Source organism: Devosia chinhatensis, assembly GCF_000969445.1.
GTDB lineage: Bacteria > Pseudomonadota > Alphaproteobacteria > Rhizobiales > Devosiaceae > Devosia > Devosia chinhatensis.
Genome location: NZ_JZEY01000054.1, coordinates 66,274 through 79,613, shown reverse-complemented (window position 1 = coordinate 79,613; position 13,340 = coordinate 66,274). Strand labels below are relative to the sequence as shown.

The window sequence follows — 13,340 nt, the reverse complement described above, 5'->3', positions numbered from 1 at the left end:
AATGGACCGCCTTGACGATGAGAGACGGCCTGATCCTGCCGCCCTCCTCCAGCTTGCCGCGCGCGAGAGGCGCGGCAAGCTGACGATTTTTCTGGGCATGGCGCCTGGGGTCGGCAAGACCTATGCCATGCTCGAACGCGCCAACGCCTTGGCCGCCAATGGAACAGACGTCGTCGTCGGCCTGGCTGAAACTCATGGTCGAAACGAAACCGCAGTCCTCGCCGAAGGCCTTGAGACTTTACCTCGGGTCGAGGGCGCACGACCCTATGGCGAATTCGATCTGGACGCCGCGCTGCTGCGCCGTCCGCAATTGCTCATTGTCGATGAGCTGGCCCACACCAATTCGCCCTCTGCGCGCCATCCCAAGCGCTACCAGGACATCGCCGAACTGATCGATGCAGGCATCGACGTCTGGACAGCACTCAATATCCAGCATGTGGAGAGCCTCTCGGAGCTGGTTGGGCACATTACCGGCATTCCTGTTCGGGAAACTGTGCCCGATGTGGTGCTCAAAAAGGCCGATGAAGTCGTTCTGGTCGATCTGCCGCCGGCGGAACTGATCGAGCGCCTCAAGGCAGGCAAGGTCTACCTGCCCGACAATGCCGAGCGAGCCCTGGATGGGTTTTTCAAGCCCGCGACCCTCACCGCCCTGCGCGAGCTCAGTCTGCGCCGCGCCGCCGACCGGGTCGATGACCAGATGGTCGATTTTCTGCGCCAGGGCGCCATAGAGGGCCCCTGGGCCACTGGCGAGCGCCTGCTGGTCTGCGTCGGCTACGACGACATGTCCGAACGCCTGATCCGAGACGCCAGCCGGCTAGCCTCGGGCCTCAACGCTCGCTGGACAGTTTTGTCCCTGAGCCATCCGCACCGCCTTGCACCCCACCAGGAGGCGATCGACAGGCTTGAGGCGACGCTGCGCCAGGCCGAGCGCTTCGGCGCAGAAATCCGCCGGGAAACAGCCTCGGATTATGTAAAGGCGATCCTTCGCCTGGCCCGCCGCGGGAACTTTACCCAGATCGTCATCGGTCAGAACAGGAAGAATGCATTCTGGCGCCGGTCGCTGCCGGATGCCCTGCTGCGTCAAGCCGGCGAAATCGGCGTACATGTCGTGTCCGGACAGGGTGCACGCGCGCCGGTTCGGGCGGTCCGCAGGCGAACCTTGCCGGAATGGACGCTGACCTTGGGATTGCCCGTGCTCGCCGTCAGCGCGACTACGCTTTTGGGCCTTGGTCTTTCGGCGATCATTGCCCTGCAGAACCTGTCCATGATGTACCTGGCGGCAGTGCTGTTGTCGGCCATGCTGGCCGGTCGTTTCTCAGCGCTGTTAGCATCTCTCCTCTCCTTCCTCGCATACAACTTCTTCTTCATCGACCCGACGGGACGCCTGACAATTGCCCAGCCCGAAGAGGTCTTGTCCCTTGCCATCTTCGTGGCGGTCGCGCTGGTTTCGGGCCAGCTGGCCGCACGACTGCGCCTCAGCATGGATCGTACCAGCCAGCGGGCCCGGCAGGCGCAGGCGCTGCTCGACTTCGCCCGCAAGATGTCGGCTGCTTTCGGACAGGACCAGGTGCTCGACACCATGGCCAGCCACCTGCACGGCGCCCTGGGGCGTCCGGCGGTGGTGCTGGCAAGCGACGACGGCGGCGAACTCACCCTCATGACGGCCTGGCCACCAGACCAGAACCTAAATGATGCGGCCATGACCGCCGCCCGCTGGGCTTTGGAAAAACGCGAAGCCGCCGGCTTCCTCACCGGAACCTTGCCGCAAGTGTCCTATCTGTTCCTGCCGGTTCAATCCGGGCAACGTGTCCTGGGGGTGGTCGGGCTCGGCATGCGCCATGAAGACGGGCCCGTGTCTGACGCGGAACAGCGGACCATCAACGCCCTGCTCGAACAATCCGCCATTGCACTCGACCGGGCGCGCTTGACGCAGGATAGCACGCGGGCGTCGGTAACGCGCGAAAGTGCCAAGGTGCAATCTGCGCTGCTGTCCTCGCTCTCCCATGATCTGCGCACGCCACTGGCCAGCATTACCGGCGCCGTCACCAGCCTGCGCGAACTCGGAGATCGCATGCCGGCGGCAGCGCGGGCGGACCTGCTTGCCTCGATCGAGGAGGAAGCGGGCCGTCTCAACCGCTTCGTCACCAATCTCTTTGAAATGACCCGGATAGAAGCCGGCATCGTGCGGGCCAAACGCGATCCGTTGGATGTGGCTATGGTTATCAAGGCGGCCGTCAATCGGGCGCTGCGTCTGCATCCGCACTTGCAGGTCGATGTCAGCGTCGCCGACCGAATGCCCCTTGCGACGGGCGATCAGGTCATGCTCGAGCAGGTGCTTTTTAACCTCCTCGACAACGCGCGCAAATATGCTGGTGATGCGCCTGTGACCATCTATGCGCGCCGCGAAGGAAGCGATGTGTCGATTGCGGTGACCGATCAGGGCAAGGGTATTCCGGAAGGCGATCTCGAGCGCATCTTCGAAAAATTCTATCGCCGCGCCGAGGGCGATGGGCGCCAGGCAGGCACAGGTCTGGGCCTTGCGATCGCCCGCGGTCTGGTGGCCGCGATGGGTGGAACGATCAAGGCCGAGAGCCCGGCTCTGCGCCGCCGAGGCACGCGTTTCATCATCAGGTTGCCACGCGCCGGGGAGGAGTCTGCATGAAGCCGCGAATTCTTGTCGTCGATGACGAACCGCAGATTCAGCGCTTCCTGCGACCAGCCCTTGAGGCCTCCGACTTCGCGGTCGAGACTGCCGAAACGGCAGCGATGGCCAAACGTCTTGCCGCGACACGGGCTCCGGCGCTGATCGTGCTCGATCTCGGCTTGCCCGATGGCGACGGAAAGGAAGTCATCGAGACCGTTCGCGCCTTCTCGAAAGTGCCCATCATCGTCTTGTCGGCGCGTGACCAGGAGATCGAGAAAATCGCAGCACTGGATGCGGGCGCCGATGACTATATCGAAAAGCCCTTCGGCATTGGCGAATTGCTGGCCCGCATCCGCGTCGCCTTGCGCCATGCCGAGCCGGACGCGCCCCTCGCCGGACCACAGAGCTTTGGCACTATCGTTCTCGACCGCGACAGACGAATGGTGACACGGGGCACTGAAGCGATCCACCTTACCCCCAAGGAATATGATCTTCTTGTGCTTCTCGCGGACAATGCCGGCCGCGTCGTGACCCACGCCACAGCCCTGCAACGGCTGTGGGGTCCGGCGCATAAGGACGATGCACAATATCTGCGAGTTCTAATCGGGCAATTGCGCTCCAAGATCGACACTGATGCCTCTAGCCTGATCATAAATGAGGCCGGCGTGGGCTATCGATTGTCTAACCTCTAGCTGAGCGAGGCAGGCGTTTCTTGGTCATCGCGCCTTATGCAGCTGCGTCAGATTAGCAAACATTCCCTCGTCGCAGGCAGCGCCCTTGGTACTCGCATGCCGCCGTTCACTTCCCTCGGCCTGACTCCACCACGGTGACCATTACGGGCGACGTCTGTCGCCGTTTCGCTCACCCAAATTTGCCGCGGGGCACGGGAACTCGAACGCAGTCTAGGCGTTTTCGATGAAGTTAAGCCTTTCCACGTCTTGGGCCGGCACCAATCCTAGGGATATTCAATGCGTCAGATCAAAGCTCTCACGGGTGCGCTCGTTGCGTTCGCCTTCCTCTCCTCTACGGCGTTCGCGCAGGTGGTTGTATCCTCCAAGATCGACACCGAAGGCGGCGTACTGGGCAATGTCATCAAGCAGGTGCTCGAAGCCAACGACATCGCTGTGGAGGATCGTATCCAGCTGGGCGCGACGCCGATCATGCGCGAGGCCATCACAGCCGGCGAAATCGACATCTATCCCGAATATACCGGCAATGGTGCATTCTTCTTCGATCTGGCAGATGAACCGATCTGGAACGATGCCGCGCAGGCCTATGCCGAAGTGGCGCGCCTCGACCTTGAAGCCAACAACATCGTGTGGCTCACGCCCTCACCGGCGAACAATACCTGGGCCGTGGCCGTGCGCGGCGATGTGGCGGAAGCCAATAACCTCTCCACCTTCACCGAATTCGGCGCTTACGTGGCCGATGGCGGCGAGATCAAGCTCGCTGCGTCCTCGGAATTCGTCAATTCTGCCGCCGCGCTTCCAAAATTCCAGGAAGTCTATGGCTTCACGCTTAGCCCCGACCAGTTGGTCGTGCTCTCGGGTGGCGACACTGCGGCCACCATTGCCGCTGCCGCCCAGCAGACCAATGGGGTCAACGCCGCCATGGTCTACGGCACGGATGGCGGCATCGCCCCCTCCGGTCTCGTGGTGCTTGAAGATGACCAGGGTGTGCAACCCGTCTACCAGCCCGCGCCGATCATCCGCGCAGAAGTTCTGGAACAATATCCCCAGATCGAAGAACTGCTGACGCCGGTCTTCGAAGCCCTGACGCTGGAAGTCCTGCAGGAGCTGAACGGTCGCGTCCAGGTGGGCGGAGAGCCGGCCGCTGCCGTAGCTACCGATTTCCTGACCCAAAACGGCTTTCTGAGCTAAGCCTTATTTTCGAAGGCAGACCGGGCCGCGAGACCATTCGCGGCCCGATGTCGAATTGGGGCCGGGATGACGCTTGCAGACACTGCGCATGAGGCCGAAAAAGGCGGGTTGCGGATAGACCCGCTGGGTATTGTCGTGGCTGTCGTCGCCCTGTTCGGGCTGGCCACACCCTTTGCCGTCTATAAGGCCAATCGTATCGTTCCCGGCGACGGGCTCTGGCTTTGGCAGGTTTTGCCACCGGCAGAGACAGTGCTGGGCGTGGCCGTCATATTGGGTGCCATTGGTTTTGCGGTCATCAGGATCGATGCGCGTTGGAAACTTGCAGTATCGAGCCTTGGTCTGGCAGCGATGGCGTTGCTGATCGGCCGTGCTGCAGACGGCCTCATGACCCCTGACAACAGCTATGCTCGGACGGCGTTCGGTACAGGGTTCTGGCTTATCACCTTTTCCCTTGCGCTGATGCTGACCGATGCGCTTTCGCGCTTGCGTCTACGCGCCCTCGGCCGCATCGGGCTTCTCATCGTGGCCGTGCTGCTGCTCTATGCTCTTCTGGCCAGTGGGGTTTGGAACAATCTGTCCATTCTCAAGGAATACGACAGCCGAGCCCCGGCTTTCTGGCAGGAGGCGCGTATCCACCTGCTGCTGGCCTTCGGCTCGGTGGCAATTGCGGTAATCATCGGGGTGCCGGTGGGCGTCCTCTGCTACAAGATCGAAGCCCTCAGAGCCAGTGTGCTCAATGGTCTCAATGTAATCCAGACCATTCCGTCCATTGCCCTTTTCGGCATGCTGATCGCTCCGCTGGGATGGCTCGCTGCGAATGTGCCAGGCGCGAGCGCCGCAGGCATTTCCGGCATTGGTGTGGCTCCGGCAATGGTCGCGCTTGTTGCCTATGCACTGCTGCCGATCGTGGCCAATACCTTGGTGGGGCTCACCGGGCTGCCGCAAGCCAGCGTCGAAGCGGCGCGCGGCATGGGCATGACCTGGCGCCAGCGGCTTTTCAGCGTCGAACTGCCGCTCGCTTTCCCCGTGATGCTGACCGGAGTGCGGATCGTACTGGTGCAGAATATCGGTCTGGCGACGATCGCGGCGCTGATCGGCGGCGGCGGGTTCGGTGTCTTCGTTTTCCAGGGTATCGGGCAGACGGCCATAGACCTAGTGCTGCTTGGCGCCGTGCCGACCGTCGTCATGGCATTTGCCGCAGCGGTACTGCTCGACAGCCTCATCGAAGTGGTTTCCGGACGGAGGCAGGCATGATCGAAATCGACAACGTCGTCAAAACCTATCGCGACGCCCGGGCCTGCGATGGCGTCAGCCTGATGATCGACCCCCGCACGATCTGCGCCCTGGTCGGCACTTCGGGATCGGGCAAGACGACGCTCCTGCGCATGATCAACCGTCTGGTACAGCCCACGAGTGGACATATCCGCATCGATGGCAGAGACGTGATGAGCGTGCCCGCCTACGAACTGCGCCGGCAGATGGGCTATGTGATCCAGGGGCATGGCCTGTTTCCCCATTGGACGATTGCGCAGAATGTGGGCACCGTTCCCAGCCTGCTCGGCTGGGATCGTGCCCGGATCGACAAGCGTATCGATGACTTGCTGGATCTGTTTCAGCTCGATCCCGCCACCTATCGCCATCGCATGCCGCATCAATTGTCTGGCGGGCAAAGGCAGCGCGTCGGTGTGGCGCGGGCGCTGGCGGCCAAACCCAATATCCTGCTCATGGACGAGCCTTTCGGAGCGCTGGACCCGGTCACGCGCGGCAAGGCGCAGGAAGACCTGCGCGCCATCCAGAAGAAATTCGGCACGACCATCGTTTTGGTCACCCATGACATGGACGAGGCGATCCATCTGGGTGACCGGATCGCGGTGATGGACAAGGGGCACCTGCTCCAGCATGCCAGCCCGGCCGAGATCATCGCCAATCCCGCGACAGATTTCGTGCGCGAACTTGTGGGCACCACGGACCGCGCCTTCCGACTTCTATCGCTGGCCCCCTTGGGCGACCACCTCGAACAGGGCAAGGCAGAGGGCGAGCCGCTCGATGCCGGCATGACATTGCGCACGGCCTATTCGGAACTGCTCTGGTCAGGCCGAAAGGCGGCGCCGGTCAGCCGCGATGGCCTGCCAGTGGGCATTGTCACCCTCGACGGTCTCGGCAAGCTGGCGGCCAGGCCGTGAGCCGTACGGGTCTGCTCATTCGCCTCGCGGCACTCGTCCTGCTGGCGTGGCTGCTCCTGCGCCCTACCGATTTTGCAGGCTTTTTTGCGCTGTTCACTCGAAGCGGACAGCCCGCCATCTATAATCAGGGGAGCCTTCTCAGCATCACGATCAGCCATCTGCTGATCGTCTTTGGAGCGATCACTGCCTCCGCAGTGTTGGCCATAGGCCTCGCCGTCCTCGTCACCCGCCGTTTTGGCGCCGATTTCCTGCCGGTTTCGCGTGCCATCGCCAATATCGGCCAGACTTTCCCACCGGTTGCGGTGCTGGCGCTTTGCGTGCCGCTGCTGGGCTTCGGCACGACACCGACGCTGGTCGCGCTGTTTCTCTATGGATTGCTGCCGATCTTCGAGAACGCGCTGACGGGACTGACCAATGTGCCGCCCGCCGTGCGTGAAGCGGCCAAGGGCATGGGACTGACGCCTTGGCAGCGTTTGCTCAAGGTCGAATTGCCATTGTCCCTGCCCCTTATCCTGGCAGGGCTGCGCCTTTCCACCACCATTGCCCTTTCCACTGCCACGATCGGCTCCACTGTCGCGGCCCGTACGCTGGGGGAAGTGATTATTGCCGGCCTCCAGGCAGGCAATACAGCCTTCGTGGTCCAGGGTGGGTTGATCGTCGGTGGCCTGGCAGTCCTCATTCATGACGGTTTTGCGGCACTGGAGCGCTGGCAATTGCGGCGGATCGGTCGCTGACGCCCGCTCATCCCCCGGGGGCGGACGTGCGATCGTAATCGCCCGAAGACGGCACGCGGCTGCAGATTTCGCGCAGGGCCGGCTTCAATCCCTCTTCGAGAGTAGGATGATAAAAAGGGTGCGACAGCATCTGGCTAGCTGTGAGACCGGCAGAGATCGCCGCAACGAAAAGGTGCGCCATATGCTCGGCGCCCGGACAGAAAAGAATGGCGCCCAGAAGCCGGCCATCGGAAGGATCAGCGACGATCTGAACCTCCCCTATGGCTTCTCCGTCTACCTTGGCCCGGCCCTGGTCGCCATAGGAGGCACGGGCAATGATATGGTCGTTGGACGGCTCCTCACCGATCCTGGCCAGAACGGGCTGGCTGAAGACCATTGAGAAGGGGATCATGCGCTGGGTCGGCGTGACCTTGGGAAAGGTCGCCGCATTGCGCCCGGCAATGCTGCCCTCGGCGGAGGCCTCGTGCAGGATCGGACGATCCGCTGCGGCATCGCCGGCCAGAAAGATCGGCGCGGTTCCGCATTGCATCGTCTGCTGATCGTAAAGCGGTGTGCCTTTGTCGTCGCAGGCAATACCGGCCTTCTCGAGATCAAGGCCATCGAATTGCGGTGGGCGACCGGTAGCCACGAGCAGGATATCGACACTTTCCGACGCGGAATGTCCCTTACCTTCATAGGTGACCACGATCTGATCGTTGTTCCGATGGGCTCGCGAGGTCACGCCAAGGCAAAGCATCATGTCCTCGCTCAACGTGTCCTGGATCATGGCCTGCAAGTGCGGATCATCCACGCCGCCCAATGTTTCGGAATCGTCGAACAGGGAGACCTTGACCCCCAGCCGCGCGAAGGCCTGCGCCAGTTCAAGTCCTATGGGCCCAGCGCCGATGACTGCCATCGATTTCGGCAAGTCGGGCAGCTCGAAAATGGTCTCGTGGGTGAAGCACAGATCGCCAAGGCCGGAGAAGGCTTCCGGGATTTTGGGTGTGCCGCCAGTGGCAACGACGATGGCCTTGGCCTTGATGGTCCGACCATCGTCGAGCGCCAGTTCGCCGGGTGCCGTGAACCGCGCCCGAGCCTTTATCAAGGTGCCTTCGGGAAAGTCCTCGAAGGATTTGCGGGTTGAGGCGGCGAAGCGGTCGCGTTCATCGCGCACGCGCTGCATGACCGCTTTGCCGTCGATGGAGACATCCGACACCCTGACGCCAAAAAGCGCGCCGCGGCGCGCGTGGTCTGCGGCCTTGGAGGCAGCGATCAGCAGCTTCGAGGGCATGCACCCGACATTGGCGCACATCGTGCCTGCAAACTTGTCGTCGATCAGCAGCACTTTGGCGCCTTCGCGCAGGGCGCGCCTAGCCGCGCCAAGGCCGGCAGTGCCGGCGCCGATCACGGCAACATCGCAGGAAAGGTCAAAGATTTGGGCCACGTTCGGTCGCTTTCGATAAAGTCGGGGGCGATCCGATGGGCTCGCAAAAGGCACAAATGTCAGACGCGGGTGGCGGTTCCATCCGACCCAGCATCGCGCAGCCGCGCCATCGATGGTCCGATCTGGCCGCCGGCACAGGCCTTACCATTTGAGCCGCGTGCGTCCGCATCGATCCAGCGAACCGACTGCCCTGCCCTATGTCCCGCCTATGCGGTGACGCTAGAGCGGTTCCTCCACATAGCGCGACATGGAAATCTTGGTCAGCCAGATGGTCATGGCGCGCCAGGCCTGCTCAGCCAGCGACGCGCGACCCAGGTCGAAGCGTACGGAGACAGGCTGGCCGTAGGTGAGGCCGGCCGAGCTGGTCTGCAGATCAAGGATAAAGCGGCCGGTCATTTCCGGCGCCTGCCCCTGGCCGCGCGACACCTGCAGGGGATAGCTGCGCAGCATCTGCGCCTCCATGACACCGCCATGCGCATCCATCGTGCGCAGCGCAACGCCGGCAAGTCGCGACCGCACCAGATCGGCGTCCTCCTGCACAAGCGAGGTGACAACGATGCGTTCATCGCCTGGCGGGGTGATGAGGCCGATCTCGTCCCCTTCCCGCAGGAAGTCCCCCAGGCGCAGACCCTCGGCAGGCGTGAAGAGACCAGGCTGGGTGGCGACGGTGTCGAGCCGATTGCGATTGGCCTGTTGCTGGGCCAATTCCTGGCTCAGGAAGCCGATCTCTACCGCAAGTTCCGCCGCCTGGGCGAGATTGGTGACCAGGAGGATGTCGTGCCGCAATTGCTGGGCGCGCAACGAGGCCGACCGCGATGCCAGCTCGGCATCAAGGATCGCGTCGTTCAGTCGCGCAAGCGGCGCACCGGCGGCGACGTCGCTGCGCCGCACCAAATCGACCAGAAAGCCGTTGCCACCGGCCCTGACGACACTTTCGGGCGGCACCTGGACGCGACCATCACTCAGGATGGCGTAAGGCAGAGGGATAGCCAGGAACAGGCCGGCAATGATGATGGGAATGCCCGCCCGGATCGCAAGTTGGCCGGCCTGTCCCTTCCTGCCGGGGCCAGAGGGGGCAAAGACGGAGCGCATCACCTTGCTCATCGGCAGCACCACCATGGTTATGGCGCCCCAGAGTGCGAGAACGACGCCGAAGATGAAGAAACGCGGGAATATGCCGACCAGCACGACCACGACGATGAAACATTTGTAGAGAAAGGATGCGACGCCATAGAGGACAAACAGCGCACTGTGCCAACGGCCTTTTTCCGGCCAGGCCCGGGCATCACCCAGAAACAGCCGGCGGGAGAGCACGTTGATCACCGCCTGCGCGCGTGTCCCCAGATTGTCGATGCCGACCAGGTCGCACAGGATGTAATAGGCATCGTAGCGCAGGAGCGGATTGGCATTGAAGACAATGGTCGTGATTGTGGACATGACCACGATGTTGAAGGCCATGAGCCGAACCAGCGGTTCGGTGGCGACCACCCAGACGACAAGGGCCAATACGGCGATGACAAATTCGAACATCATCCCGGCGGCCGCCACCAGAATGCGCTGCCGACGCTGGGGAAAGAACGCGCTGTCCGAGCAATCCACGAAGGGAATGGGGATGAAGACCAGAAGCGAAATGCCGAAATCGCGCACCTGGCCCCCCCAGCGCTTGCAAGCCAGGGCGTGACCCAGCTCGTGCAGCAGCTTGACCAGGGGGAAGAGCAGCAATGTCCAAACCAGACTGGCCGGGGCGAGGGCATGCTCGCGCCCATAGGCAAAGAGTTCGTCCCAATTGCCAATGGCCAACCAGGCGCCGAAGCCGACGACGCCAGCCCATAGTGCGGCGCCCCAGGGGCTGAAGCAGAGACGCGCCAGCCAGGCCAGGCGCTCGATCATGGGATCGGGCACGAAAAGCGAAAAACGCGCAAAGAGCGGGTTTTTGAGCGTGCGTATGATGACGCCGGGAAGCTTTCGCGGGGCGACGCCTGCATGGTCGGGCGAGAGCGGGCGGATGAGGTCCTGCCGCTCTGCGCCTTCGAGGCAGGCGAGCACGAGCCGCGCCGCTTCGCCCTGATCGCCTGCGTGGCGCGTTTCCCCCTCGATCAACTGTGCCACCGAGCGGGTGCCGTCGCATTGCGCCAGAATGCGCGCCGCGACGGGGCCGAGCTCCATGGTGCGACCGCTCAGAGGATCGTGCGCACGGTATACATGGTCCCGACCGCGATGGACCGACCCCAGGCGGATATTGGGAACTAGGCGCGGTCGGTGGCGCAGGATGGCCTGACGCCGCTCATCGTCCCCGGACCTGCCGGGCACGGCGGCATTCAGGGTCAGGGTATCCATCGCCACCATTGCACCTGCGCCCAGAACACCATGTCGCGCACCAGGACCCAGCCGCGCATGGCCTGGCCGGTTTCAATCTGGGCGACACCCTGCATGCCGGCGCGGAACGCCTCGTGCCCCGCCTCGATGCGGGCCAGCGCCACAAAGCCGGGCTCGCCGCCCTCACCCGCCGCCCGCAGCGAGATGCGCTCGATGACTATGGGGAAATCGTCGAATGGCAGCGCCGTCAACTTGAGTGAACCGGACTGGTCGATCGCGGTCTGGGTGATGTCTTTTTGCGGAATATCGATGGCGACCTGATAGCCGTCGAGCGGCGCCAACTGGAACATCGGTTCGCCGTGGCGCAATGCCGTTCCAACGCGTTCGGCCATGTCGCCGGACACGATGATGGCGTCGGCTTCGGCGACAAGGCGTGACTGGTCGAGCAGAAGCGCGATGAGTGCGCGCTCAGCCGCCATGGCTTCGATTTCAGCATCACCGACCTGCACCATGGCCGTATTGAACCCGGCCATGGCGGCCATGCGGCGGCTCTGCGCCTGGTTGATCTGCGCGTCGATGCGCGAAAGGCGCAAGCTAAGTTCGCGCGTGTCGAGCTCGGCAAGAAGCTGACCAGCCTCAACCCTCTCGCCCGCACGGACATGAACTTGGCTCAAAAAACCGTCCCGCGGTGCGACGAGTGCGCGCTGGTCGACGGAGCGCAGGCTGGCCTGGCCGGTGACATGGAGCGGCGCGGGCAGCAGCAGCCACACCACCAGCATGACACTGGCCAAGGCGGCCCAAAGACGCCAGCCGCGCGGGTCGGTCCAAGCCGGCAAGTTGTCACGCCAACGCCGCTCGTTCGCCCCCCTACCCGCATCCAGTAATACCGCCAAGCGGCCCAGTCCCGGCGCAAGACCGATCCACTGCTCGTCGAGATTGGCCGGCACCTTGTCCCATAGCCCCAGCCAGACAAAATGGCCGCCCTGCCTGCGGGGCAGTTTCAGTGTTGCGGCCCGCGCCACGCCGTCTTCGGACTGAACGGCCACCAGATCGACGCCGTGGCCCGAACCGGGCACAGCCGCTTTGGGCGCCCATGAAAGGAGAAGGGTTTCTTGAGCACGCGTCGCAGCGTGAAGAGCGGCAAGACGGGTTTGTCCGGCGCGACTGCCCCTGGGCAGCGGATCCTGGGCGCGGGCACTGCGCAAAACATGCGTTTTGCCGCGGCGAATAGTGGCCAGCACCGCCTGGTCAGGAGAGAGAGCGCGCTCGAGGTGCGCAAATAGCGCCTGTGCGAACTCGGCCTCATCGCGAATGGAAAGGAGGTCGAGAAGGTCCGCGTCGGACAGGTCATGCTGCCCGATCTCGGCACCCGAAGAGGCCTGCCCAGCGACCTTTGGCATGAGCAGGCTCGACAAATGCTCACACATGGTCCGGAAGGGGTGGGCCAGGCGGCTCGCTTCGACCAGCTTGCGCTCGATCAGAGCGACGCAGACGCGGTCGAGGCCTGCGAGCGGCATGGCCAAAGCGGTCATGGCGCCGGATGCGTCCTGTAGGCTGGCCATCTTGAACTGGCCTTCAGCCAAAGCATCCCGCGCCAGGGTGGCGGCGCTGACGGCGATGGATTCGCTCCTGCGCGTCAGGACCAGCGGAAACGCGCTCTGGGCGTTGCCACCGAAGAGGCCCGCCCAGACGAAAGCCGGTTCGCTGCGCTGCAGACCAGCAAACCAGCTCAGGAAGGGATGCGCTGCATCGGCAGCATCCTGCGCCACCCAAGTCTCGCCCGCTTTGGGCCCGGCGCCCGGGGACACCGGCTCGGATGGCACAGGATCGATGGACATGATCGTTAGAGCTTGACCTCGCCAAAGCGCTGCTCATAGGCCTTGACGGTCTGGTTGAGGATCATCAGCAGGCGCTTGGCAGCGAACGGGCTCAGCACCATGCGGTTGGACAATTCCACTTCGACCGGCTGACCGCCCTCGACGCCGCGCCAGTTCTGGTGCGTGCCGAACAGGAAGAAGAACTCCTCGCGCGTCGCGGTCACGGTCGCGATATTGGAATATTGGCTGACAATATCCTTGTCGTTCCAGGTGATGCTCACCGGCTGGCGGTTTTCGTCGGTGGTGGTGGCGCTCAGACCCTCGATAGTGGTCATGTCAGTCT

Annotated in this window: 10 protein-coding genes; 6 read left to right on the top strand and 4 right to left on the bottom strand. The window is 63.3% G+C overall.

Going from position 1 to position 13,340, the window contains the following annotated elements; all coding sequences use genetic code 11:
• Nucleotide 1 precedes the first annotated feature (1 nt).
• The 6 genes from VE26_RS00560 (at nucleotide 2) to VE26_RS00535 (ending at nucleotide 7,441) form a co-directional block, all read left to right on the top strand.
• Nucleotides 2-2,662 carry a sensor histidine kinase gene (locus tag VE26_RS00560; protein WP_046103313.1) on the top strand — a complete coding sequence of 887 codons (2,661 nt, stop codon included), beginning with the start codon at nucleotides 2-4 and terminating at the stop codon, nucleotides 2,660-2,662.
• Nucleotides 2,659-3,336, top strand: coding sequence for a response regulator (locus VE26_RS00555; protein WP_046103312.1), 678 nt, complete (start codon nucleotides 2,659-2,661; stop codon nucleotides 3,334-3,336). The genes VE26_RS00560 and VE26_RS00555 overlap by 4 nt, the downstream gene beginning before the upstream one ends.
• A gap of 276 nt (nucleotides 3,337-3,612) precedes the next feature.
• Complete coding sequence (osmF, locus tag VE26_RS00550; RefSeq protein WP_046103311.1) at nucleotides 3,613-4,524, top strand: glycine betaine ABC transporter substrate-binding protein OsmF; 912 nt, start codon at nucleotides 3,613-3,615, stop codon at nucleotides 4,522-4,524.
• A 66-nt stretch (nucleotides 4,525-4,590) separates the two neighbouring features.
• On the top strand, nucleotides 4,591-5,778 hold the full coding sequence (locus VE26_RS00545) for an ABC transporter permease (protein WP_046103310.1): 1,188 nt from the start codon (nucleotides 4,591-4,593) through the stop codon (nucleotides 5,776-5,778).
• Nucleotides 5,775-6,707 (top strand): ABC transporter ATP-binding protein, encoded by a 933-nt coding sequence (locus VE26_RS00540; RefSeq protein WP_046103309.1) that lies wholly within the window; start codon nucleotides 5,775-5,777, stop codon nucleotides 6,705-6,707. The genes VE26_RS00545 and VE26_RS00540 overlap by 4 nt, the downstream gene beginning before the upstream one ends.
• Nucleotides 6,704-7,441, top strand: a complete 738-nt coding sequence (locus VE26_RS00535) for an ABC transporter permease (RefSeq protein WP_046103308.1) — start codon at nucleotides 6,704-6,706, stop codon at nucleotides 7,439-7,441. The genes VE26_RS00540 and VE26_RS00535 overlap by 4 nt, the downstream gene beginning before the upstream one ends.
• Nucleotides 7,442-7,448: 7 nt before the next feature.
• Here VE26_RS00535 and VE26_RS00530 read toward each other — a convergent pair whose 3' ends face one another.
• From VE26_RS00530 to VE26_RS00515, 4 genes are all read right to left on the bottom strand, one after another.
• A complete protein-coding gene (locus VE26_RS00530) occupies nucleotides 7,449-8,864 on the bottom strand; it encodes a dihydrolipoyl dehydrogenase (RefSeq protein ID WP_200897199.1) in 1,416 nt (471 codons plus the stop codon).
• 219 nt (nucleotides 8,865-9,083) lie between these two features.
• Entirely contained in the window at nucleotides 9,084-11,201 is a 2,118-nt protein-coding gene (locus VE26_RS00525; RefSeq protein WP_152658655.1) for a site-2 protease family protein, read from the bottom strand.
• Nucleotides 11,189-13,018 (bottom strand): efflux RND transporter periplasmic adaptor subunit, encoded by a 1,830-nt coding sequence (locus VE26_RS00520; RefSeq protein ID WP_046103306.1) that lies wholly within the window; start codon nucleotides 13,016-13,018, stop codon nucleotides 11,189-11,191. The genes VE26_RS00525 and VE26_RS00520 overlap by 13 nt, the downstream gene beginning before the upstream one ends.
• Nucleotides 13,019-13,023: 5 nt before the next feature.
• On the bottom strand, nucleotides 13,024-13,332 hold the full coding sequence (locus VE26_RS00515) for a DUF3467 domain-containing protein (RefSeq protein WP_046103305.1): 309 nt from the start codon (nucleotides 13,330-13,332) through the stop codon (nucleotides 13,024-13,026).
• Nucleotides 13,333-13,340 lie beyond the last annotated feature (8 nt).